The organism is Pseudomonas sp. 22085, assembly GCF_052045815.1.
GTDB classification, from domain to species: Bacteria; Pseudomonadota; Gammaproteobacteria; order Pseudomonadales; family Pseudomonadaceae; genus Aquipseudomonas; species Aquipseudomonas glycinae.
Window position 1 is genome coordinate 188,935 of the sequence record NZ_JBQEQA010000006.1, and the last position, 24,064, is coordinate 212,998.

Here is a 24,064-nt window from a genome sequence, read left to right on the forward strand (position 1 = left end):
TGCGCACCTGCGTTCCAGCGGCAGCAAAAAGTGAAGAAATCAGGCCGGCTTGAGCCAGCTCTCGGTGAGCGCGCCCCAATACGCCGCGCCGGTCAGCAGGATGTCGTCGTTAAAATCGTAGGCAGGGTTATGCACCATCGGCCGCGCCACGCCGTTGCCGATGAACAGGTACGCGCCGGGGCAGCGCTGGAGCATCCAGGCAAAGTCTTCGCTGCCCATCAGTTTGGGTGTGTTGCCATCGACGGCGTCGGCACCGACCAGTTCGACACCGACCTGACGGGCGAACTCGGTTTCGGCGGCGTGGTTGACCAGCACCGGATAGGCCGGACGGTGTTCGATGGTCGAGGTGCAGCCGAAGCTCTCGGCCTGGGCTTCGATGATCGAGCGTACGCGGTCCAGTGTCTGAACACGGACTTCGGCATTCAACGCACGCAAGCTCAGGCGCAGGATCGCCTGTTGCGGAATCACGTTCGCCGCTTCGCCGGCCTGCAATGCGCCGACCGTTACCACCGCCGCCTGCTGCGCATCGATATTGCGCGCGACCACGGTTTGCAAAGCCATCACCACACTGGCCGCAGCGACCAGCGGATCCACCGCCAGATGCGGCATCGAGCCGTGGCCGCCGACGCCTTCGATGGTCACCGTGAGCAGATCCTGCGAAGCCATCATCGGCCCTTCGCGAAAGCCCAGATGCCCCGCTGGCAGGCCCGGCATGTTGTGCATGCCGAACAGCGCATCGCACGGGAAGCGTTCGAGCAGGCCATCGGCGAGCATCGCTTCCGCCCCGCCCTGGCCCTCTTCGGCGGGCTGGAAAATCAGCGTCAGGGTGCCGTCGAACTGGCGGGTCGCCGCCAGATAACGCGCTGCGCCGAGCAGCATCGCAGTGTGCCCGTCATGCCCGCAGGCGTGCATGCAGCCTTGATGCCGGCTGCTGTAGGCGACACCGGTGTTCTCGATGATCGGCAGCGCATCCATGTCGGCCCGCAGCCCGAGTCTGCGTGTGCTGCTGCCGTTGCGCAGCACGCCGACCACGCCGGTCTTGCCGACGCCGGTGTGGACTTCATAACCCCAGTCTTCGAGCGACCGGGCGACCAGCGCCGAGGTGCGGCTTTCTTCGAAACCGAGTTCAGGGTGGGCGTGAATGTCCTGGCGGGTGGCGTGCAGGTCGCTGGCCACATCGTTGAGCCAAGCCAGAATGTGCTGATGTCGGGGCATGACGGATCTCCTCGCGCGGGTGTTCCCGGTCTTTTTGTTCGGTGTTGTTTCACGACACGTGAACGGCAGGTCGTGCTCACCGCCAGATAACCGCGAGACACGCGAGAGGACAATCGAATGTGGTTCCACAGGGTGGAACCGCAAGCTTTACCCATCCTGTGGGAGCTGGCTTGCCAGCGATAGCGCCGGCACAAGTGACATTTTCGGCGCCTGACACACCGCAATCGCGGGCAAGCCCGCTCCCACAGTGTTTATCAGTGGTTTGCCAATCGGGTCTGAATCATGGATTGAGGCGACAGCCCTGGCGTTCGCCCTGCCATTGGGCGCTGTTGCTGCGTCCGAGGCCGCTGGCAGTGACGATTTTTTGCGTGCGGTCATCGGTCAGTTCGCTGGGCAGCCACTGCTTCACGTAGCCCCGGCAATATTCGGCGTCGTTGTTCATGACGTAGCGGCACGAACAATATTCCTTGGCGGTGTAAGCGCTGATGATGTCCGGGAAGGCCCACAGGTTTTCGCGCTCGTGCCAGCCCCAGCCCAGCAGCACGACCAACAGCACCAGCAGGATGCGTCTGAACAGTTTCATGGCCGCACCGCCCCGAGCACACGCTTGAGCAATTCGTTGTGGCGATAGCTGCCGTCGCGGTCATCGGCGTAGCGCACGATCACCAGTTTTTCGCTCGGGATCACGTACAGCGCCTGGCCCCAGTGGCCGAGGGCGGCGAAGGTGTCGGGCGGTGCGTCGGGCCAAGGTGAGGGCGCGCCGTCTGCCGGGCGATTGAGCCACCAGTGGCCGCCGGGCACGGCTTCGTCCTGATGGGCCTTGTAGCCGGCAAAGGGTTGGCGGTTGAAGGCGACCCAGTCTTTGGGCAACAACTGCCGGTCGTTCCAGCGTCCGTCACGTTCCATCAGCAGGCCGATTCGCGCCAGATCCCGGGCCGTCATATAGGCATAGGAAGAGGCGACGAACGTGCCGGTGGCGTCGGTTTCCCACGTGGCATGGCGGATGCCCAAGGGTTCGAAAAGCGCAGTCCACGGATAGTCCGGATAACGTTGCGGACCGACGATGGTTTTCAGCGCGGCGGCCAACAGATTGCTGTCGCCGCTGGAATAGCGGAACGCCTGACCCGCCGGCGCGTAGCTGTCGTGATCGGCGGTGAAGGCGGCCATGTCGCGGTGGCCACGGGTGTAGAGCATCGCCACCACCGAGGATTTCAATGGGGCGTATTCGTAGTCTTCCTGCCAGTCGATGCCCGAGGCCCAGTGCAGCAGATCCTGGATCGTGATGGCCGGGTGTTTTTCCAGCACCGGGTAATATTTCGCGGCCGGGTCATCGAGCTTGACCAGGCCTTCACCGTACGCCACGCCGAGCACCGTGGCCATCAGGCTTTTGCTGATCGACCAGGTCAGGTGCGGGGTGTCGGCGGTGGTCGCGGCGGCGTAGCGTTCGTAGATGAGCTGGCCGTCACGGATCACCAGCAAGGCGTCAGTGCGGATGCCCTGGCGGGTGCTGTCATCGCGGGTCGGGAAGGCGTAGGCCTCCAATGCATCGACGGCCGGGCTGGTGAGTTTCGGGCCGGTCGGCCATTGCTCGCCCGGCCATTGTTCGGCCTGAACGGTGAAGCTGATCAGCAGCAGAAACAGGGACAGGCCTTTGAACATGGTGAGGGCTCTTGGGGAGAACCTGCTGAGGGTAGTCAGGGTTGATGACAAATTTGAGATTTCGGCTGCCATGAGATCGCCATCGCTGGCAAGCCAGCTCCCACAGGGGTAGAGGATTGCCATTGATAGCCTGTACACCAGCGACTGTGTGGGAGCTGGCTTGCCAGCGATGAGGCTGGTCAGTCCACCGCCAACGCCTTGGCCAGGCGTTTGGCCCGCGCGCCCGCCGCCAGTTGCATGACCGACTGATCGCGCTGCCACATCGCCGCCCACTCAGGATCGCCGTTGCGCAGGGCCTGATCGACTTCCGTTTTAAGCCCGTCGAACTGCGCAAACAAACCACCGAGCAATACATGCCCGGCGGGATTGTTCGGCGGCTGGCGACTGACTTCCGCGCAACCGGCCAACAGCGCCAGCAGGCGCAATTGCAGCGGCTGCGGCCAGCCGCTGTCCTGACCGACGCCGTACAACCACGCGGTCATTGCACTCAACACATAAATGTCTTCAAGGGTTCGGAACGGTTTGACGTAAGCATCCCAGCCATCGCCGGCGAGCAATTCACACAACGCATCGTCGAGATGCAACCGACCATGGCTGATGTCCGGCATCAACGGCAGCGCCGGGAGTTTTTCCACCCGCACGCCGGGTTCGCCGGGATACACCACCGCCAGACTCAGGCGCGGTGATTCGCCGGGTTGCTCACTGCGGGCAGCGATCAGCAGCCAGTCCGCCGCATCGCCGGCAGTGACGAAATCCTTTTGCCCGGTGAGGCGCAGATCCGTGAGCCGGGTCTGCATGTCCGCCGGGCGCAGGCTGCGCTGCTCGGTCGCACACATCGCCCCGAGGCTTGGCGGCGCGCTCGGCCAGAGCATGCGCAGCGCCGCCTGATAGCCCACCAGAAACGCCAGCCCCGGCGTCGCCATCCGCCGCCCTCCCGCCACCGCCAGTTCGAACGGCGTCACGCTGCCCAGTTGCTGCAGCAACGTGGCGAAGCCCTCGGCCAGGTCGGCAACAGCAGGCAGGCGTTCGCGGCATTCAAGCAGGGTCGACCAGGTCATCAGAGGCTCCTCGTGGGCTGTCATATAAGCATCACCAAACATTCATGGCGATGACACCGGGGCTACATAGCCTGACTTTGCACAACACGGCTGCATAAAGAAAGTCGATCGGCTGCAACCCATGACGGGTTCAAGGCCCGTACGGAGATTCACATGACTCAGATCGCCCGCATCAGCGACACCGGCAATGAACGCCGCCTGCAAGCCGAACGCCTGATCGGCGCCGAGGCCCTGCAGCAAGCCCAGGCCTTGCGCTTCAACGTGTTCAGCGGCGAGTTCAACGCCAAGCTGAACGGCGCGGAGCTGGGTCTGGACATGGATGACTATGATGTTCACTGCAGCCACATCGGCGTGCGTGACCTGAACACCGGCCGCCTGGTGGCGACCACCCGTTTGCTCGATCACACCGCCGCCAGCAGCCTGGGCAAGTTCTACAGCGAAGAAGAATTCAGCCTGCACGGCCTCGCCGGTCTGCAAGGCCCGATCCTGGAAATCGGCCGCACCTGCGTCGACCCGGCCTACCGCAACGGCGGCACCATCGCCGTGCTCTGGGGCGAACTGGCCGAAGTCCTGAATCAGGGCGGCTACAGCTACCTGATGGGTTGCGCGAGCATCCCGATGCAGGACGGCGGTGTACAGGCCCACGCGATCATGCAGCGCCTGCGCGAACGCTATCTGTGCACCGAACACCTGCGCGCCGAGCCGAAGAACCCGCTGCCGAGCCTCGACATTCCGTCGAACGTGATCGCCGAAATGCCGCCGCTGCTCAAGGCCTACATGCGCCTGGGCGCGAAGATCTGCGGCGAGCCGTGCTGGGACGAAGATTTCCAGGTCGCCGACGTGTTCATCCTGCTCAAGCGCGACGAACTCTGCCCGCGCTACGCCAAGCACTTCAAGGCGGCCGTGTGATGGGCCGGCTGCGGGTGTATGCGCGGATCGCGCGAGTGCTGCTGGTGGTGACGCTGGGCTTGAGCATGGCCAGTGTCTTCGGGGTTTTCGAACGTCTGGGGCTGGCCCATTCGATGGAGCGTCGGCAGCGCTGGTCGCGTTTTTTCATGGCGCGGTTGAGCAATGCCCTGCCCTTTCGCGTGACCGTGCATGGCGAGCTGCCGAAACAGCCGATGCTGTGGGTCAGCAACCATGTGTCGTGGACCGACATTCCGCTGCTCGGCATGCTCACGCCGCTGTCGTTTCTGTCCAAGGCTGAAGTGCGCACCTGGCCGGTGGCCGGTTGGCTGGCAGCGAAGGCCGGCAGCCTGTTCATCCGTCGCGGTTCGGGCGACAGCCAGTTGATCCGCAAGCAGATGACCCGTCACCTGCAAACCGATCATCCGCTGCTGATGTTCCCGGAAGGCACCACCACCGATGGCCGTTCGCTGCGTACCTTTCATGGTCGCCTGCTGTCGGCGGCAATTGATTCCGAGGTGAAGCTGCAACCGGTGGCGATCCGTTATCTGCGCGACGGCAAGATCGATTCGCTGGCACCGTTCATTGGTGACGATGATCTGCTGTCGCACCTGATGCGCCTGTTCTGCAACGATTGCGGCGATGTCGAGATTCATCTGCTCAAACCGATTGCCTGCCAGGGCCGGGAGCGCGCGGCGCTGGCGTTCGAGGCACAACAGGCGGTGCAGAAAGCCTTGTTCGGCGATGTGCTCAAACCGGTCGAAGCGCAACACGCCCGCGATCTGATCGCCGCCTGATCGGCGACATCTATCTACAGCTGCCGGCCGGCAAAGTCCTGCAGCTGTGGGTAGAACAAACGAAAGTCCTCGCTCAACGGTTCATACAACCGGCGCAATTCCTCCATCGCCCCCGCCAGTTCTTCAGGCCGGGTCAGGCGTCGGGAGATCCCGCGCAACACCTGCTCCAGCACTTCGAACTCCTGATACGAGCCCAACCAGTCATTGGCCACCATGTGCGGGGCGATCCTCGCCAGGCGCTCGGGCAATTGCCGCTCGCTGGACAGCACGCGGTAAACGTCGGTGGTGAATTGGCCCAGCGGCCGGTCGGCGTACTGCGTCCAGTCCCGCGCCAGACAATGGTCGAAAAACACGTCGAGGACGATGCCCGCGTAACGGCGGCGGGTCGTGGAAAACCGCGCCAGTGAGGCATCCACCAGCGGGTGGCGATCGGTGAACACGTCGATTTGCCGATGCAGGGCAATCGCCGCTTCGATCTCCGGGTCGAACTGCCCTTGCAGCCGCCCTTTGACGAAGTCGCCATACAGACTGCCGAGCAGTTGACCGGGGCGCTGGCCACCGAGGTGTAAATGTGCGAGATAGTTCATGGGCGCAGCTTAGCACCGCGCCCGCGTTTGTTTACACCTAACATATCGTTATAACCCGATATACCGATTTATGCGGTCATCAGATCAAATTCATATTGGTATATCGCGAAGTACCGATTTAAAGTTCGCCTCATCGCGATATAGCGCTACACACATCACGAGCACCCAGCCATGAACATTGACCTCGACGAAATAATAAAAGCCCTGGCACACCCAGTACGGCGAGACATCCTCAACTGGCTGAAAGACCCGAAAGCCCAGTTTCCGGAACAGATCCACAACCACGAGTACGGCATCTGCGCCGGGCAGATCGATCAACGCTGCGGCCTGTCGCAATCGACCGTCTCCGCCCACCTGGCCACCCTGCAACGGGCCGGGCTGATCAGCAGTCAGAAAGCCGGCCAGTGGCACTTTTTCAAACGCAACGAGGACGTGATCCAGGCGTTCCTCAGCACCCTCAGCAAAGAGCTCTGACCCTTAACGTCAGCCAGCCAAAAGGATCCAACGATGCCCCTCTCGCTTCTCATACTCGCCTTGAGCGCCTTCGCCATCGGCACCACCGAGTTCGTCATCATGGGCCTGCTGCCCAATGTGGCGGCTGACCTCGGTGTGTCGATTCCCGGTGCCGGCTGGCTGGTGACCGGCTACGCCCTGGGCGTGGCGATTGGTGCACCGTTCATGGCAATGGCCACTGCAAAACTGCCGCGCAAGGCTGCACTGGTAACGCTGATGGGCATTTTCATTATCGGCAACCTGCTCTGCGCCATCGCCACTGACTACAACGTGCTGATGTTCGCCCGAGTGGTTACCGCCCTGTGTCACGGCGCGTTCTTCGGCATCGGTTCGGTGGTCGCGGCCAACCTGGTGGCACCGAACAAACGCGCTTCGGCCGTAGCCCTGATGTTCACCGGCCTGACCCTGGCCAACGTGCTGGGCGTACCGCTGGGCACCGCCCTCGGTCAGGAAGCCGGCTGGCGCTCGACCTTCTGGGCAGTGACCGTGATCGGTGTGATCGCGCTGATCGGCCTGATCCGCTTCCTGCCGGCCAAGCGTGACGAAGAAAAACTCGACATGCGCGCCGAACTGGCCGCGCTCAAAGGCGCCGGCATCTGGCTGTCGCTGAGCATGACCGCACTGTTCGCCGCCTCGGTGTTCACGTTGTTCACCTACGTCGCACCGCTGCTGGGCGATGTCACCGGTGTTTCGCCCCGTGGCGTGACCTGGACCCTGATGCTCATCGGCCTGGGCCTGACTGTCGGCAACATCATCGGCGGCAAACTGGCCGACAAGGGCCTGGCCGCAACGCTGATCGGTGTGTTCATCGCCATGGCCGTGACCTCCACCGTCCTGACCTGGACCAGCATCGCGCTGATCCCGACCGAGATCACCCTGTTCCTCTGGGCCACCGCGTGCTTCGCCGCCGTGCCGGCCCTGCAAGTGAACGTCGTGACCTACGGCCAGGCCGCACCGAACCTGGTGTCGACCCTGAACATCGGCGCCTTCAACGTCGGCAACGCCCTCGGCGCCTGGGTCGGCGGCAGCGTCATCGCCCACGGCTACGGCCTGACCAGCGTGCCTCTCGCCGCTGCAGCGCTTGCGGTCCTCGCGCTGCTGGTGACCCTGATCACATTCCGCCAGAACGGCAATCCCGAGCTGGCCACCGCTAACTGATTCACTCACTTACCTCACGAGGGTTGTATCTCATGGCAACAATTTTCGATCCGATCAAACTGGGCGACCTTGAGCTGTCCAACCGCATCATCATGGCGCCGCTGACCCGCTGCCGCGCCGACGAAGGCCGCGTACCCAACGCGCTGATGGCCGAGTATTACGTACAACGCGCCTCGGCCGGCCTGATCCTCAGCGAAGCCACGTCGGTGACCCCGATGGGTGTCGGCTACCCGGACACTCCGGGCATCTGGTCCAATGACCAGGTGCGCGGCTGGACCAACGTGACCAAGGCCGTTCACGCCGCCGGCGGCAAGATCGTCCTGCAACTGTGGCACGTCGGCCGGATCTCCCACCCGTCGTACCTGAACGGCGAAACGCCGGTTGCACCGAGCGCCATCCAGCCAAAAGGCCATGTCAGCCTGGTTCGCCCGCTGGCCGACTATCCAACCCCGCGTGCGCTGGAAACCGCTGAAATCGCCGACATCGTCGACGCCTACCGCGTGGGTGCGGAAAACGCCAAGGCGGCCGGTTTCGACGGCGTGGAAATCCACGGCGCCAACGGTTACCTGCTCGACCAGTTCCTGCAAAGCAGCACCAACCAGCGCACCGACAACTACGGCGGCTCCCTGGAAAACCGTGCCCGCCTGCTGCTGGAAGTGACTGACGCTGCGATCGAAGTCTGGGGCGCCGGCCGCGTAGGCGTGCACCTGGCTCCGCGCGCCGACTCCCATGACATGGGCGACGACAACCTGGCCGAGACCTTCACCTACGTCGCCCGCGAACTGGGCAAGCGTGGCATTGCCTTCATCTGCTCCCGCGAGAAAGAAGGCGCCGACAGCCTCGGCCCACAGCTGAAAGAAGCCTTCGGCGGCGCCTACATCGCCAACGAGCGTTTCACCAAGGACAGCGCCAACGCGTGGCTGGCCGAAGGCAAGGCTGACGCCGTGGCATTCGGCATCCCGTTCATTGCCAACCCGGACCTGCCGGCCCGTCTGAAGGCCGATGCGCCGCTGAACGAACCGCACCCGGAAACCTTCTACGGTAAAGGCGCGGTCGGCTACCTCGACTACCCGACCCTGTAAGCCACACCGCAGAAACACAAAAGCCCCCGACTCGTGAGAATCGGGGGCTTTTTATTGGTCGCCGGACGGGTGACTCGCTCACATTCGTTCACAGGCTCGACACAAAATCCCTACAAAATACGTAGCTCGCTACATATCAACCCGCACCGCAGAGGTATATAAAAGCATCCCATTGCAGCGAGGCGAGTGAACAGGGATCTTCACCCTCCTCCGTCATTGACACAAACTGATCCAACAACGAATTTTGTTTCATTTGCGCAGGCTGGGGCTCCAGCGCAGCATGTCCAGCCCGGTATCGACCCAGCGCTCGGCCTCGGCGTACAGCTCGAAGCTGTCCGGCGCCAGGAGCCATCCATAAAGGAGGCCGTCGATATAGGCGTGAATGCTGATGGCTGCCCGGGCGGTGTCGAGGTCTGCCGGCAACTGCCCACGATTGACTGCATTACTCAATGTCAGCGCGATCCGCACATTGCAATCCAGGCTGGCGGTCCGGCGCTGCTGGCGCAGGTCGCACATTTCATCGGTGAACTCGCACTTATGAAACAGAATTTCTTTGATACGCCGGGTCTTCGGGTCCAGCGCAACTTGATGAAACAAATGAATCAGCAATTGGCGCATGCAGCCCAGCGGATCGGGTTCGTCCTCGCTTTCGCTGGCCTTGGCCAGTTCGTCCAGCGGCTCATGCAGGGTATCGAGCATGGCTTGCAACAGATCGGCCTTGTTGCTGAAGTGCCAATAGATCGCACCGCGCGTCACCCCGGCCAGAGTCGCGATATCCGACAGGGTCGTGCGAGCCACGCCCCGCTCATAGAAGGCTTTTTCGGCCGCTTCGAGAATCTGGCTGCGCGTTTCCTGAGCTTCCTCTTTGGTACGACGAACCATGGCAGTAAAACCTCAAACAGGATGTTTCAGGGATGGCTGAATATCCGCTGAATAAAAAAGGGTCGATCTCTCGCGGATCGGCTCCCCGGCCTACAATTTCAGACCTTGCGACGACTTTTGTAACAGGGTGGATACGACGCCAAGGTGTTTACAAACAACCATGAACGTAAGTATATTCATTAGCAAGCTACTTATCCACCCGGTAACCCTTTTTTACCCTTCCACACTTCTTGTGCGCTTTTCGCGCGCCTGACCCGAGGATCTTCATGCAATTCAAGCCAGCTGTTACCGCTCTGGTCACTGCCGTCGCCCTGGCATCGCTGCTCAGCGGATGTAAAAAGGAAGAGGCGGCTCCCGCCGCACCACCTCCTCAGGTCGGCGTCGTCACCCTGCAACCACAAGCCTTTACCCTGACTTCCGAATTGCCGGGCCGCACCAGCGCGTTCCGCATTGCCGAAGTTCGTCCGCAGGTCAACGGCATCATTCTCAAGCGTCTGTTCAAGGAAGGCGGCGATGTCAAAGCCGGCCAGCAGCTGTATCAGATCGATCCGTCGGTCTATGAAGCGACCCTGAAAAGCGCCGAAGCCAACCTGCGTTCGACCAAGTCGATCTCCGACCGCTACAAGCAACTGGTCGACGAGCAGGCCGTCAGCCGTCAGGAATACGACACCGCCGTGGCCAACCGCCTGCAATCGGAAGCGTCGTTGCAGAGCGCACAGATCAACGTGCGCTACACCAAGGTCTACGCACCGATCTCCGGTCGTATCGGCCGCTCTTCGGTGACCGAAGGCGCGCTGGTCAGCAACGGACAGGCCGACGCGATGGCCGTGATCCAGCAACTGGACCCGATCTACGTCGACGTCACCCAGTCCTCGGTCGAATTGCTGGAACTGCGCCGCGAACTGGAAAGTGGCCGCCTGCAAAAGGCTGGCGACAACGCCGCTGCGGTCAAGCTGACCCTGGAAGACGGCAGCCAGTACAAGCTCGACGGTAAGCTGGAATTCTCCGAAGTGTCGGTCGATCAGACCACCGGTTCCGTGACCCTGCGCGCCGTGTTCCCGAACCCGGATCACACCCTCCTGCCGGGCATGTTCGTCCACGCACAGTTGCAGGCCGGTGTGAACAGCGCCGCGATCCTCGCACCGCAGCAAGGCGTGACCCGCGACCTCAAAGGCACCCCGACCGCACTGGTCGTCGGTCCGGACAACAAGGTCGAACTGCGTCAGCTCAAGGCCAGCCGCACCGTCGGCAGCCAGTGGCTGATCGAAGACGGCCTGAAGGCCGGCGATCGTCTGATCACCGAAGGGCTGCAGTTCGTCAAACCGGGTGTTGAGGTCAAACCGACCGAAGCGACCAACGTCGGCAACAAGAACCCGGCCCCCGCTCAGGCAGCTGACAAAGCCGCCGGCGGCAAAGGGGAGTAATCCATGTCAAAATTTTTCATCGACCGTCCGATTTTCGCCTGGGTAATTGCCCTGGTGATCATGCTGGTCGGGGCACTTTCGATCCTGAAACTGCCGATCAACCAGTACCCGAGCATTGCGCCACCGGCCATTGCAATCTCCGTGACCTACCCGGGTGCTTCGGCACAGACGGTTCAGGACACCGTGGTGCAAGTGATCGAGCAGCAGCTCAACGGTATCGACAACCTGCGTTATGTGTCCTCGGAAAGTAACTCCGACGGCAGCATGACCATCACCGCGACCTTCGAGCAAGGCACCAACTCCGACACCGCGCAGGTTCAGGTCCAGAACAAGCTGAACCTGGCCACCCCGCTGCTGCCGCAGGAAGTGCAGCAACAGGGTATCCGCGTGACCAAGGCAGTGAAGAACTTCCTGCTGGTGATCGGCGTGGTGTCGCGTGACGGCAGCATGACCAAGGACGACCTGTCCAACTACATCGTGTCGAACATGCAGGACCCGATCTCGCGGACCGCCGGTGTCGGTGACTTCCAGGTCTTCGGTGCCCAGTACGCAATGCGCATCTGGCTCGACCCGGCCAAGTTGAACAACTTCAACCTGACCCCGGTCGACGTGAAAACCGCGATTGCGGCGCAGAACGTCCAGGTGTCGTCCGGTCAGCTCGGTGGCTTGCCTGCCGTGCAGGGCCAGCAGCTGAACGCCACGATCATCGGCAAGACCCGTCTGCAGACTGCCGAGCAGTTCAAAGAAATTCTGCTCAAGGTCAACAAGGACGGCTCGCAGGTTCGCTTGAAAGACGTCGCCGACGTCGGCCTGGGTGGCGAGAACTATGCGATCAGCGCCCAGTTCAACGGCAGCCCGGCTTCCGGTCTCGCGGTGAAACTGGCCAACGGCGCCAACGCTCTCGACACCGCCAAGGCACTGCGCAAGACGATTGACGACCTCAAGCCGTTCTTCCCGCAAGGCATGGAAGTGGTGTTCCCGTACGACACCACCCCGGTGGTGACCGAGTCGATCAAAGGCGTGGTTCACACCCTGGTCGAAGCGATCGCGCTGGTGTTCCTGGTGATGTTCCTGTTCCTGCAGAACTTCCGCGCCACCGTCATCACCACGATGACCGTGCCGGTGGTATTGCTCGGCACGTTCGGCATCCTCGCGGCGGCCGGCTTCAGCATCAACACTCTGACCATGTTCGGCATGGTGCTGGCCATCGGTTTGCTGGTGGACGACGCCATCGTTGTGGTGGAAAACGTCGAGCGGGTGATGAGCGAAGAAGGCTTGTCACCGAAGGAAGCGACCAAGAAATCCATGGGCCAGATCCAGGGCGCCCTGGTCGGTATCGCCCTGGTGCTGTCGGCGGTATTGCTGCCGATGGCGTTCTTCAGCGGCTCCACCGGTGTGATCTACAAGCAGTTCTCGATCACCATCGTGTCGGCCATGGCCTTGTCGGTACTGGTCGCGCTGATCTTCACCCCGGCGCTGTGTGCCACCATGCTCAAGGCGATTCCGCACGGTGAGCACGGCACGCCGAAAAAAGGTTTCTTCGGCTGGTTCAACCGCAATTTCGACCGTGGCGTCAACAGCTACGAGCGCGGTGTCGGCAACATGTTGTCGCGCAAGGCGCCGTATCTGCTGGCCTACCTGCTGATCGTGGTCGGCATGATCTGGCTGTTCACCCGCATCCCGACCGCGTTCCTGCCGGAAGAAGACCAGGGCGTTCTGTTCGCCCAGGTGCAGACGCCAGCCGGTTCCAGTGCCCAGCGCACTCAGGTGGTGGTGGATGAAATGCGTGAATTCCTGCTGCGTCCAACCAAGGATGGCGGTGAAGGCGACGCAGTCGCCTCGGTGTTCACCGTGACCGGCTTCAACTTCGCCGGCCGTGGCCAGAGCTCGGGTATGGCGTTCATCATGCTCAAGCCGTGGGACGAACGTAACGCCGACAACAGCGTGTTCAAACTCGCCGCCCGCGCCCAGCAGCACTTCTTCAGCTTCCGCGATGCGATGGTGTTCGCCTTCGCCCCGCCCGCCGTACTGGAGCTGGGTAACGCCACCGGTTTCGACGTGTTCCTGCAGGACCGCGCCGGTATCGGTCACGAGAAGTTGATGGCTGCACGCAACCAGTTCCTCGGCATGGCCGCGCAGAGCAAGGTGCTCACGCAGGTCCGTCCGAACGGTCTGAACGACGAACCGCAATTCCAGCTGGAAATCGATGACGAGAAGGCCAGTGCCCTGGGCATCACCATCTCCGACATCAACAACACCCTGTCGATTGCATTGGGCAGTAGCTACGTCAACGACTTCATCGACCGCGGTCGGGTGAAGAAGGTGTACGTGCAGGGCCGGCCAGATTCGCGCATGAGCCCGGAAGACCTCAAGAAGTGGTACGTGCGTAACGCCTCCGGCACCATGGTTCCGTTCTCCGCGTTCGCCAAGGGCGAGTGGATCTACGGCTCGCCAAAGCTGGCGCGTTACAACGGCGTTGAAGCGGTCGAGATCCTTGGTGCCCCGGCGCCGGGTTACTCCACCGGTGAAGCGATGGCCGAAGTCGAGGCGATTGCCAAGAAACTGCCGGCCGGTGTGGGTATTTCGTGGACCGGTCTGTCGTATGAAGAACGCCTGTCCGGCTCGCAGGCTCCGGCGCTGTACGCCCTGTCGCTGCTGATGGTGTTCCTGTGTCTGGCGGCGCTGTATGAAAGCTGGTCGATTCCGATCGCGGTCATGCTTGTGGTACCGCTGGGGATCATCGGTGCACTGATGGCTACCAGCCTGCGCGGTCTGTCGAACGATGTGTACTTCCAGGTGGGTCTGTTGACGACCATTGGTCTTGCGGCTAAAAACGCCATTCTGATCGTCGAGTTCGCCAAGGAATTGCACGAGCAGGGACGCAGTCTGCGCGATGCGGCCATCGAAGCCTGCCGCATGCGTCTGCGACCGATCATCATGACGTCGCTGGCCTTCGTCCTCGGTGTTGTACCGTTGGCTATCTCCACCGGCGCAGGCTCGGGCAGTCAACACGCGATCGGTACCGGCGTGATTGGCGGTATGCTCACCGCAACGATCCTGGCGATTTTCTGGGTTCCACTGTTCTTCGTCACTGTGTCGTCCATGGGTCAGCGCAAAAACGCCGGCAAGGATGACGCCATAGAAACTCCTAAAGAGGCTGGCCAATGAGCAAGTCGCTACTCTCCATCGCAGTCGCCGCCTTCGTGCTGAGCGGTTGCTCGCTGATACCGGATTATCAGCAGCCGGAAGCACCGGTGGCCGCGCAATTCCCGCAGGGCCCGGCGTACTCGCCGGCCCAGGCACCGGCACAGGCCGCTGCCGAACAGGGCTGGAAGCAGTTTTTCCATGACCCGGCCCTGCAGCAGCTGATCCAGGTCGCCCTGGAAAACAACCGCGACCTGCGCGTCGCGGCGCTGAACATCGACGCCTATGCGGCTCAATACCGCATCCAGCGTGCTGATCTGTTCCCGGCCGTGTCGGCCAATGCCAGCGGCAGCCGTCAGCGGGTTCCGGCCCGTGCGTCGCAGACCGGCGAGTCGAGCATCACCAGCTCCTACTCCGCCACCGTCGGCATCAGCGCCTACGAACTCGACCTGTTCGGTCGGGTTCGCAGCCTGAGCGAACAAGCGCTGCAACAATACTTCGCCACCGAAGAAGCGCGCCGCAGCACCCAGATCAGCCTGGTGGCCAGCGTGGCCAACGCCTACCTGACCTGGCAGGCCGACAAGGAACTGCTCAAGCTGACGCAAGACACCCTCGGTGCCTTCGAGGAAAGCTACAAGCTGACCAGTCGCAGCAACGAAGTCGGTGTGGCCTCGGCCCTGGACCTGGCGCAGTCGCGCACTTCGGTGGAAAACGCCCGGGCACAACTGGCGCGTTACACCCGCCAGGTCGCCCAGGACGAAAACAGCCTGACCCTGCTGCTCGGCACCGGCATACCGGCCAACCTGCAAGCGGCCAAGCCGCTGTCGGATGACCTGCTGGCCGACGTACCGGCCGGTCTGCCGTCGGATCTGCTGCAACGTCGTCCGGACATCCTGCAGGCCGAGTACAACCTGAAGGCCGCCAACGCCAACATCGGCGCGGCCCGTGCAGCGTTCTTCCCGAGCATCAGCCTGACCGCCAACGCGGGCAGCCTGAGCCCGGACCTGTCCGGCCTGTTCAAGGGCGGTTCGGGCACGTGGCTGTTCCAGCCGCAGATCAACCTGCCGATCTTCAACGCCGGCAGCCTGCGCGCCAGCCTCGACTACGCCAAGATCCAGAAGGACATTGGCGTGGCGAACTACGAGAAGTCCATTCAAACGGCCTTCCAGGAAGTCGCCGACGGCCTGGCCGCGCGCCAGACCTACACCGAGCAGTTGCAGGCCCAGCGTGATTTCGTTCAGGCCAACCAGGACTACTACCGCCTGGCCGAGCGTCGCTATCGCATTGGCGTCGATAGCAACCTGACCTTCCTCGATGCCCAGCGTCAGCTGTTCAGCGCACAACAATCGCTGATCACCGACCGCCTCGCGCAGCTGACCAGTGCGGTCAACCTGTACAAGGCCCTGGGCGGTGGCTGGAATGCGCAGACCGCGCAGAACGAGCCGCTCAAAGAAGAAGCGCCGAAGATGAAGTTGTTCTGATCACCTGCTGAATACAAGAAGCCCACCGTTTGGTGGGCTTTTTGTTGCCCGCAAATCTTGCGTTCGATAATCGCCCAAATTCCACTTTCGCCAATTGAATCGCCTCGCCCGCGCCCCGCACCATTCGAGCCACAAAACCAATAACAACAGGTTCGACACCATGCTCCCGCGCCCTGCTCCTCCCGGCTGATCGCCGCCGCTTCGCCCCCTGATTCCATTGAATTCCTGCGCCTCAGAAAACGGCCGCAGCGCTCCCGTTCGCCCAAAAAAACAAGAGAGACCCGAGCCCATGACAACCTCCCCTGCGCCCTACGCACTTCCCGGCCTGATCGCCCTCGCCCTGGCCGGCATCGCGCTGCCCGCTGCGGCTGAAGAAGCCGGTTTCATCGAAGGGGCCAAGGTCAACCTGAACCTGCGCAACTTCTACATCAACCGCAACTTCACCAACCCGACCAAGGCTCAGGGCAAGGCTGAAGAGTGGACGCAGAACTTCATCCTCGACGCCAAGTCCGGTTTCACCCAGGGCACCGTCGGGTTCGGCCTGGATGTGCTGGGGTTGTACTCGGTGAAGCTCGATGGCGGCAAAGGCACCGGCGGCACGCAACTGCTGCCACTGGATCATGACGGACGCCCGGCGGACAACTTCGGCCGCACCAACGTCGCGTTCAAGGCGAAGCTGTCGCAAACCGAAGTGAAGGTCGGCGAGTGGATGCCGGTGCTGCCGATCCTGCGCTCGGACGACGGCCGCTCGCTGCCGCAGACCTTTCGCGGCGGCCAGATCACCTCGAAGGAAATCGATGGCCTGACCCTTTACGGCGGCCAGTTCCGCGCCAACAGCCCGCGCGACGACAGCAGCATGAGCGACATGTCGATGACCGGCAAAGCCGCCTTCACCTCCGACCGCTTCAACTTCCAGGGCGGCGAATACGTATTCAACGACAAGCGTACCCAGATCGGTCTGTGGAACGCCGAGCTCAAGGACATCTACAGCCAGCAATACGTCAACCTGATCCACAGCCAGCCAATCGGCGACTGGACCCTCGGCGCCAACCTCGGCTTCTTCTACGGCAAGGACGACGGCAGTGCCCGCGCCGGCGACCTCGACAACAAGACCTGGTCAGGCCTGTTCTCCGCAAAATACGGTGGCCACACCTTCTACGTCGGCCTGCAAAAACTCACCGGCGACAGCGCCTGGATGCGCGTCAACGGCACCAGCGGCGGCACCCTGGCCAACGACAGCTACAACGCCAGTTACGACAACGCGCAGGAACGCTCCTGGCAGGTGCGCCACGACTACAACTTCGTTGCCCTGGGGATCCCCGGCCTGACCCTGATGAACCGTTACATCAGCGGCGACAACGTACACACAGGCACCATCACCGACGGCAAGGAATGGGGCCGCGAATCGGAACTGGGCTACACCGTGCAGAGCGGCGCACTGAAAAACCTGAACGTCAGATGGCGCAACTCGACCATGCGCCGCGACTTCAGCAACAACGAGTTCGACGAGAACCGCCTGATCGTCAGCTATCCGATCAGTTTGCTGTGACTGTGACAACGGCGCTCCCGGCGAGCGCCGTCTTTGACCACTGGTCATTTGAGTCTGGCAAGCCACCAAGACCCGGTTACATTTAAGCGGTACTTTTTATTCTCCAGCCTGCTGTAGGAGCCATTTACCTTCCGTTATCTCCGGATGCTGTACGCGAAGCACACCTTGACCATGGAGGTCAGGTATGAAAAAGCGAATAGTGATCGTCGGTGGCGGCGTAGGCGGAACCATGCTGGCCAATCAACTGGTCGGCAAGCTGTATCCCGAAATCCTGCGTGGCGAAGTCTCGATCATCCTGCTGTCGGAATCCCCCGATCATTACTACAAACCTGCGTTCATGTACGTGGCGTTCAACCTGTTTTTCAAGAAAGAACTCAAACGCCCGGAACGCTCATTGTTGCGCCCTGAAATCGACTTTCAGGTTGAAAAGGTCATACGGTTCGACTTCAACAACCAGCGCCTCAAAACCCATAGCGGCAAGTTTTTTGTCTACGACTTTCTGGTCATCGCCACCGGTTGTGTGCCCGCTCCGGAACGCATCCAGGGGTTGAAAGAGGCCGGCGACCATTTCTATCAATACGAACCGGCGCGCCAACTGGCGCAACGTTTGAGCACGATTGAAAAAGGTCGGATTTTCATTACCGTGTCTTTCCCGCAGACTCCCAATGTGCCGCACCAATGCGGTATTGCTCCGGTAGAAACGACACTCATGCTGCATGATTTTCTGTGCCGTCGTGGTGTTCGCAAGAACGTGGAGATCATCTACACCTACCCGACTACCGCCCAGCTGTTGCGCAACTGTCTGTTCCTGCAACGCCCGACCGGAGAGATCCTGCCGGGCATTTTCGACAAAGCGGGCATCCAGTATCGGCGCGGTTTCACCCTGAGCCAGGTCGATCCCGACGCAAAAATCGCCTACTCCCATGAAGGCGCGGACGAACAGTTCGACATCCTGATGGCAACCCCGCCGATCCGCGCCGTGGATGCGGTGCTGGAATCCGGAATTTCCCAGGCGCCCAACAACGAAGGCTGGTTGCCGACCAACCACGAAACCCTGCAGGTCTATGGCCTGGACGGGGTCTATGTGATCGGCGACACCGTTGACCTGCCGGTGAGCAAGGCCGGTGGAGCCTGCCATAACCAGGCACCGGTGATCGCCAACAACATCGCCGCCGAAATCCGTCTGGGGCACCCCATCAGTGCCTATGACGGTCGCGTTCAGGCCGTTGCGCAAATGGGCCTGAATGCCGGAATGCCGCTTTGGTACAACTATCGGAGCGATGTACTGCCGACGCCACCGACCAAGCTCGGCGGCCTGCTGCGCAACAGCTTCAATCGCGGTCTGTACTGGGCGGTGGCCCGAGGAATGCTTTGACCCTGCACAGGGAGGAGTGATTGCTGATGAAAGAGTCTGAAGCCCCGTCGGCCACACCCGGCTACACCGCCCTGATGGCCAGACTGCAACCGTTGATCGACGCTGGACGGCTGGAAAACATTGTCGACCTGCTGTCCCTGCTGTCGGATCTGGTCGACCTGTTGGATGAAGCCATGGTGGAGAAGCTGTCCTTGCTGGTCGAACAGGCGGCAGCCGGCAGTTGGGAGATGGCCAATGCTCTGCGTCTGGCGAAGGCTGAAGTGGCCGCGCAACACCAGCCACCAAGCGTCGTTGCACTGCTCAAACTGTTGAACGACAGCGATACACGCAAAGGAGTAGCCGTTGTCTTGAAAGCGCTCAACGTCATCGGAAGACAACTTTAACTCGCCAGAGAGGATCACCTCATGAGCGTAAAACTCGAAACGCCGGGCAAGCCCTGCTCCGACTGGGACGCCAAGGCGTACCAGCAGTTTTTCCGTCTCAGGCAACAACCGGTCGTTGAATTGCTCGGCCGCGTAGACCTGGACAATCCTCGACTCATCTACGACCTCGGTTGCGGCACCGGCATTGCCACCAAAGTTCTGGCCGATCGCTGGCCGCAGGCAGATATCAAAGGCATCGACAGTTCGAAAGACATGCTTGAGGTCGCACGTTGCCTACCGATCAAGGCGCGCTGGCAACACGCCGAACTGCAGCACTGGAAACCCCGCAAGCCGGCCGACCTGTTGTTCGCCGCGGCCGTGCTGCATTTCATCGATGACCATCAAACGCTGTTGCCGGGACTGCTTCGCCACCTCAACCCCGGCGGGTGCCTCGCCGCGCACATGCCGGACTGGCGCGATGCGCTGTGGTATCAGCTGATGCTCGACACCCTCAACGATGCCGGACCCTGCGGTCGCCCCATCGGCACTGCACAATTGCGCCAGCGCATGGCCGCGCGGCCGTTGTTGTCGCTGGAGGATTACTACCGGTTGCTGGCCCCGCTGACCCAGTCACTGGATATCTGGGAAACCGAGCAGTTGCAGGTGGTCGACGGTAAATCGCCGGTTTATGACTGGGTGAAGGTGTCGGCGCTGCGGCCGGTGATGCAGGGGCTGACGTCAGAGGAACAGGCGCGCTTCATTTATCACTACCTGATGCGGGTGCATGCGCATTATCCGCAGGAGGAAAATGGCCATACGTTGTTTGCGTTCAAGCGGATTTTCATTGTTGCCAAGGTGTGATTTTCAAAGGATCGCAGCCAGTTGAAGACTGCGATCCCTTGAGTTCAACGATTACTCGCGAGATTCGGTACCCAGCTCATCCCACACCGATTCGGCCAGATGAAAGGTCGCATTCGCCGCCGGAATCCCGCAGTAGATCGCGCTCTGCATGATCACTTCCTTGATCTCGCCACGGCTCACGCCATTGTTGGCCGCCGCCCGCAGGTGCAACTTCAGTTCACCTTCGCGGTTCATGCCGATCAGCATGGCGATGGTGATCAGGCTGCGGGTGTGGCGTGGCAGGCCCGGGCGGGTCCAGATGTCGCCCCAGGCGTGACGGGTGATCATCTCCTGGAACTCCGAGTTGAACTCGGTCAGCGTGGTCAGGCTGCGGTCAACGTGAGCATCGCCGAGCACCGCGCGGCGCACTAGCATGCCGTCGTCGTAACGTTGTTTCTCGTCCACGGAAATCCCCTCAATCGGCCAGCAAAAAGGTCAGCACGCGGTCGCTGAACGCGTCACCGGCCTGAACGTTGGAAAGGTGCGCCGCATAGAACTCGGCGTACTCGGCGCCGCGCACGTGTTCCTGAATGAAATGCCCGCCGGACGGTGGCGTCACCGCATCTTCGGTACCGGCGATCACCAGCAGCGGCGCCGTGATCGACGCCAACTGCTCGCGGAAATCCGCATCGCGTACCGCTGCGCAGTTGGCGGCGTAACCTTCAGGATGGGTCGCGGCCAGCATGTCGGTGATCTGCTTGGCGGCTGCCGGGTTGGAGGCCGAAAAGTCCGGGGTAAACCAGCGGGCAATCGATGCATCACGCAACGCAACCATCGCCGCCGGGCCGTCGCGCAGCACGGTTTCGATGCGCGGATTCCACACCGACGGATCGCCGATTTTCGCCGCCGTGTTGCAGACGATCAGTTTGTTCAGACGCTGGCCGGCGTTGATTCCCAGCCACTGGCCGATCAGGCCGCCCATCGACAGCCCGCAGAAATGCGCGCGTTCGATGTGCAGCGCATCCAGCAGCGCCAGCACGTCGCGGCCCAGTTGCTCGATGCTGTAAGGGCCCGGCGTCACCAGCGACTGGCCGTGCCCGCGCGTATCAAAACGCAGCACGCGAAAATGTTCGGTGAAGGCCGGCATCTGCACGTCCCACATGTGCAGGTCGGTGCCCAGCGAGTTGGACAGCACCAGCACCGGCGCATCGGCCGGGCCTTCCAATGTGTAATGCAGTTCGCCATCGGCGAGTTGAACGAAAGCCACAGCCCTCTCCTTTCAGTCAGACAATGCGTTGTGTTCGGCCACTGCCCGCTCGACCCAGACCTGTGCCTGACCGAGGTAATGGGCGGGATCGAGCAGATGATCCAGTTCGGTTGCGCTCAGTTCGGCGGTCACCTGCGGCTCGTCACCGAGGACCGCTCGCAGATGACGCTGTTCGGCCACCGCTCGTTTGCAGCATTGCTCGAGCAGATGATGCGCGGTATCACGACCGACCCGTTGCGCCAGCACGATGCTCACTGCTTCGGCCAGCACCAGGCCTTGGGTCAGTTCCAGGTTGCGGGCCATGCGCGCGCCATCGACTTCCAGACCATCGGCCAGCAGCCGCGCCTGTTGCAGCGCGCCCGACACCAGGCAGCAGATCTCCGGCAGGGTTTCCCATTCGGCGTGCCACAAACCGAGGCTGCGTTCATGTTCCTGAGGCATGGCGCTGAACAGTGTCGAGACCAGCCCCGGCACGCGGGTCGCCGCACCGATCAGTACCGCCGCGCCCACCGGGTTGCGCTTGTGCGGCATGGTCGAGGAACCGCCCTTGCCCGGCGCCGACGGTTCGAACACTTCCGCCGCTTCGGTCTGCATCAACAGGCTGATGTCGCGGCCGAATTTGCCAAGGCTGCCGGCGATCAGACCAAGTACCGCGCCGAACTCGACGATGCGATCACGCTGGGTGTGCCACGGTTGTTCCGGCAGGGTCAGATTCAGTTCTTCGGCCAGCGCCTGGGCGATCGGCAACGCCTGTTCGCCGAGCGCCGCGAGGGTGCCGGACGCGCCGCCGAATTGCAGCACCAGCAGTCGCGGTTTGAGCTCGCGCAGACGCTGACGGCTGCGCGTGATCGCACCGAGCCAACCGGCGATCTTCATGCCGAGGGTCACCGGCGTCGCATGTTGCAGCCAGGTACGTCCGGCCAGCGGCGTCGCGGCGTGGCGCTGCGCCTGAATGGCGAGGGAATCGGCGAGTTGCGCCAACTCCTCTTCAATCAACTCCAGCGCCTGACGCAATTGCAGCACCAGCCCGGAATCCATCACGTCCTGGCTGGTGGCGCCCAGATGCACGTAGCGCTCGGCTTCGGCATCGGTCGCGGCGATCTGTTTGCCCAAGGCCTTGACCAGCGGAATCGCCGAATTGCCGGCCGTGGCAATCGCCTCGCCCAGTGCGGCGAAATCAAACAGCCCGGCGCGGCAGGCGTTTTCAATCGACGCGACAGCACCCGCCGGAATCAACCCGACCCGCGCTTCGGCCCGGGCCAGTGCCGCTTCGAAGTCGAGCATCGCCTGCACCCGGCCCTGATCGCAGAACACGTCGCGCATATTGCGGGCAGTAAAGTAGGCATCGAACAATTGATTGCCCGGTCGCTGAGTCATAAACAGTCCTTGCCGGCGCGGGCCGGTGTGGCCCGCGCGCATGGTTTAAAGGTCGTGGTGCAAATACTTCGCTTCTTTGGGCAGGCGCAGGCTGAACAGGAACGCCACGGCCATCATGATCGTGACATACCAGTAGAACGCGTTTTCCATTCCACCAGCCTTGAGGCTCAGGGCCACGTATTCTGCCGAACCGCCGAAGATCGCGTTGGCCACCGCATACGCCAGGCCGACGCCGAGGGCGCGGACTTCCGGCGGGAACATCTCGGCTTTCACCAGACCGCTGATCGAGGTGTAGAAACTGACGATCGCCAGCGCCAGGGTGATCAGCACGAAAGCCAGGAACGGGCTGCCGACACTTTTCAGGCTGAGCAGGATCGGCACCGTGAACAACGTGCCGAGGCCGCCGAACCAGAGCATCGAGTTACGCCGGCCGATCTTGTCGGCGAGCATGCCGAACAGCGGCTGCATGCACATGTACAGGAACAGCGCGCCGGTCATGATGTAGCTGGCGGTCTTGGCGTGCATGCCGGCGGTGTTCACCAGGTATTTCTGCATATACGTGGTGAAGGTGTAGAAAATCAGCGAGCCACCAGCGGTGTAGCCGAGCACGGTGATGAACGCAGCCTTGTGGTCGCGGAACAGCGCACTGATGCTGCCGGCGTCCTTGTGCTCACGCGTTTCCTTGTTGGTGGTTTCTTTCAGCGAACGGCGCAGGAACAGCGAAATCAGCGCCGCTACCGCCCCGACCACGAACGGAATCCGCCAGCCGTAGGCACGCAATTCTTCTTCAGAAAGGAACTGTTGCAGGATCACCACCAGCAGCACCGCCAGCAGTTGCCCGCCGATCAGGGTCACGTACTGGAACGAGGCGAAGAACCCGCGCTGGCCCTTGAGCGCGACTTCGCTCATGTAGGTCGCGGTGGTGCCGTACTCACCGCCCACCGACAGGCCTTGCAGCAGACGCGCGAACAACAGCAACAGCGGCGCCCAGACGCCGATGTCCTTGTAGGTCGGCAGGCAGGCAATCAGCAACGAGCCGAAGCACATCATCAGGATCGAGATCAGCATCGAGTTCTTGCGCCCGTGCTTGTCCGCGACCCGGCCGAAAATCCAGCCGCCGATCGGTCGCATCAGGAACCCGGCGGCGAACACGCCTGCCGTGTTGACCAGTTGCACCGTCGGGTTGTCGGAGGGGAAAAACGCCGGGGCGAAGTAGATCGCGCAGAAAGCGTAGACGTAGAAGTCGAACCATTCGACGAGGTTGCCGGACGAGGCACCGACAATGGCAAAGATGCGCTTGCTGCGCTCTTCGCCGGTGTAATGGGAGGTGGTGGTTGTCATTGTTTTTTCACTCGATAGGGACAGTGAGAGTCTAGACACACTTCGCA

At 62.0% G+C, this 24,064-nt stretch carries 22 protein-coding genes; 12 read left to right on the plus strand and 10 right to left on the minus strand.

Annotated features, from left to right (window positions below; translation table 11 throughout):
• Positions 1–39: 39 nt before the first annotated feature.
• From ACTJK7_RS09275 to ACTJK7_RS09290, 4 genes are all read right to left on the minus strand, one after another.
• Entirely contained in the window at positions 40–1,215 is a 1,176-nt protein-coding gene (locus tag ACTJK7_RS09275; protein WP_108559956.1) for a M20 aminoacylase family protein, read from the minus strand.
• 280 nt (positions 1,216–1,495) lie between these two features.
• Positions 1,496–1,798, minus strand: coding sequence for a hypothetical protein (locus tag ACTJK7_RS09280; RefSeq protein WP_064382984.1), 303 nt, complete (start codon positions 1,796–1,798; stop codon positions 1,496–1,498).
• The gene (locus tag ACTJK7_RS09285) at positions 1,795–2,874 is read right to left on the minus strand and encodes a serine hydrolase domain-containing protein (protein WP_440780642.1); all 1,080 of its coding nucleotides are present in this window, start codon (positions 2,872–2,874) and stop codon (positions 1,795–1,797) included. Before ACTJK7_RS09285 ends, ACTJK7_RS09280 begins: the two co-directional genes overlap by 4 nt.
• A gap of 179 nt (positions 2,875–3,053) precedes the next feature.
• On the minus strand, positions 3,054–3,932 hold the full coding sequence (locus ACTJK7_RS09290) for an acyl-CoA dehydrogenase (protein ID WP_440780748.1): 879 nt from the start codon (positions 3,930–3,932) through the stop codon (positions 3,054–3,056).
• Positions 3,933–4,085: 153 nt separating this feature from the next.
• Between ACTJK7_RS09290 and olsB the strand changes: the two genes are divergently transcribed.
• A complete protein-coding gene (gene olsB, locus ACTJK7_RS09295) occupies positions 4,086–4,841 on the plus strand; it encodes an L-ornithine N(alpha)-acyltransferase (protein WP_007957877.1) in 756 nt (251 codons plus the stop codon).
• On the plus strand, positions 4,841–5,635 hold the full coding sequence (locus ACTJK7_RS09300) for a lysophospholipid acyltransferase family protein (protein ID WP_108559951.1): 795 nt from the start codon (positions 4,841–4,843) through the stop codon (positions 5,633–5,635). Before olsB ends, ACTJK7_RS09300 begins: the two co-directional genes overlap by 1 nt.
• 14 nt (positions 5,636–5,649) lie before the next feature.
• Here the strand turns inward: ACTJK7_RS09300 and ACTJK7_RS09305 are convergent, their stop codons facing one another.
• The gene (locus ACTJK7_RS09305; RefSeq protein WP_064382979.1) at positions 5,650–6,222 is read right to left on the minus strand and encodes an ACP phosphodiesterase; all 573 of its coding nucleotides are present in this window, start codon (positions 6,220–6,222) and stop codon (positions 5,650–5,652) included.
• Between the two features lie 171 nt (positions 6,223–6,393).
• On the opposite strand from ACTJK7_RS09305, the gene ACTJK7_RS09310 reads away from it, so the two are divergent.
• From ACTJK7_RS09310 to ACTJK7_RS09320, 3 genes are read left to right on the plus strand one after another with little or no spacing between them, the layout of a single operon-like run.
• Positions 6,394–6,696 (plus strand): ArsR/SmtB family transcription factor, encoded by a 303-nt coding sequence (locus ACTJK7_RS09310; protein ID WP_007957866.1) that lies wholly within the window; start codon positions 6,394–6,396, stop codon positions 6,694–6,696.
• Between the two features lie 33 nt (positions 6,697–6,729).
• Positions 6,730–7,893 carry an MFS transporter gene (locus tag ACTJK7_RS09315; protein WP_011332833.1) on the plus strand — a complete coding sequence of 388 codons (1,164 nt, stop codon included), beginning with the start codon at positions 6,730–6,732 and terminating at the stop codon, positions 7,891–7,893.
• A 32-nt stretch (positions 7,894–7,925) separates the two neighbouring features.
• Positions 7,926–8,975: an alkene reductase gene (locus ACTJK7_RS09320; RefSeq protein WP_011332832.1), complete on the plus strand. Its 1,050-nt coding sequence runs from the start codon at positions 7,926–7,928 to the stop codon at positions 8,973–8,975.
• A 249-nt stretch (positions 8,976–9,224) separates the two neighbouring features.
• Here the strand turns inward: ACTJK7_RS09320 and ACTJK7_RS09325 are convergent, their stop codons facing one another.
• Positions 9,225–9,857: a TetR family transcriptional regulator gene (locus ACTJK7_RS09325; RefSeq protein WP_064382974.1), complete on the minus strand. Its 633-nt coding sequence runs from the start codon at positions 9,855–9,857 to the stop codon at positions 9,225–9,227.
• Positions 9,858–10,123: 266 nt separating this feature from the next.
• Between ACTJK7_RS09325 and emhA the strand changes: the two genes are divergently transcribed.
• From emhA to ACTJK7_RS09360, 7 genes are all read left to right on the plus strand, one after another.
• Complete coding sequence (emhA, locus tag ACTJK7_RS09330; protein ID WP_108559949.1) at positions 10,124–11,281, plus strand: efflux RND transporter periplasmic adaptor subunit EmhA; 1,158 nt, start codon at positions 10,124–10,126, stop codon at positions 11,279–11,281.
• Between the two features lie 3 nt (positions 11,282–11,284).
• Positions 11,285–14,449, plus strand: a complete 3,165-nt coding sequence (emhB, locus tag ACTJK7_RS09335) for an efflux RND transporter permease subunit EmhB (RefSeq protein WP_085748206.1) — start codon at positions 11,285–11,287, stop codon at positions 14,447–14,449.
• Entirely contained in the window at positions 14,446–15,906 is a 1,461-nt protein-coding gene (gene emhC / locus ACTJK7_RS09340; protein WP_064382967.1) for an efflux RND transporter outer membrane subunit EmhC, read from the plus strand. Before emhB ends, emhC begins: the two co-directional genes overlap by 4 nt.
• 289 nt (positions 15,907–16,195) lie before the next feature.
• Complete coding sequence (locus ACTJK7_RS09345) at positions 16,196–17,455, plus strand: OprD family porin (RefSeq protein ID WP_108559947.1); 1,260 nt, start codon at positions 16,196–16,198, stop codon at positions 17,453–17,455.
• A 184-nt stretch (positions 17,456–17,639) separates the two neighbouring features.
• Positions 17,640–18,830 carry an NAD(P)/FAD-dependent oxidoreductase gene (locus ACTJK7_RS09350; protein ID WP_440780747.1) on the plus strand — a complete coding sequence of 397 codons (1,191 nt, stop codon included), beginning with the start codon at positions 17,640–17,642 and terminating at the stop codon, positions 18,828–18,830.
• Between the two features lie 26 nt (positions 18,831–18,856).
• A complete protein-coding gene (locus ACTJK7_RS09355; protein WP_064382962.1) occupies positions 18,857–19,213 on the plus strand; it encodes a DUF1641 domain-containing protein in 357 nt (118 codons plus the stop codon).
• 21 nt (positions 19,214–19,234) lie between these two features.
• A complete protein-coding gene (locus ACTJK7_RS09360; protein ID WP_323150788.1) occupies positions 19,235–20,053 on the plus strand; it encodes a methyltransferase domain-containing protein in 819 nt (272 codons plus the stop codon).
• Positions 20,054–20,104: 51 nt separating this feature from the next.
• Here ACTJK7_RS09360 and pcaC read toward each other — a convergent pair whose 3' ends face one another.
• Genes pcaC through ACTJK7_RS09380 form a run of 4 tightly spaced genes read right to left on the minus strand, consistent with a single transcriptional unit; the run spans position 20,105 to position 24,017 of the window.
• The gene (gene pcaC, locus ACTJK7_RS09365; RefSeq protein ID WP_236196116.1) at positions 20,105–20,497 is read right to left on the minus strand and encodes a 4-carboxymuconolactone decarboxylase; all 393 of its coding nucleotides are present in this window, start codon (positions 20,495–20,497) and stop codon (positions 20,105–20,107) included.
• 10 nt (positions 20,498–20,507) lie between these two features.
• Positions 20,508–21,299 (minus strand): 3-oxoadipate enol-lactonase, encoded by a 792-nt coding sequence (gene pcaD, locus ACTJK7_RS09370; RefSeq protein ID WP_323150787.1) that lies wholly within the window; start codon positions 21,297–21,299, stop codon positions 20,508–20,510.
• 12 nt (positions 21,300–21,311) lie between these two features.
• Positions 21,312–22,676 (minus strand): 3-carboxy-cis,cis-muconate cycloisomerase, encoded by a 1,365-nt coding sequence (locus ACTJK7_RS09375; protein ID WP_323150786.1) that lies wholly within the window; start codon positions 22,674–22,676, stop codon positions 21,312–21,314.
• A 45-nt stretch (positions 22,677–22,721) separates the two neighbouring features.
• Positions 22,722–24,017, minus strand: coding sequence for an MFS family transporter (locus ACTJK7_RS09380; protein WP_064382958.1), 1,296 nt, complete (start codon positions 24,015–24,017; stop codon positions 22,722–22,724).
• Between the last annotated feature and the right edge of the window lie 47 nt (positions 24,018–24,064).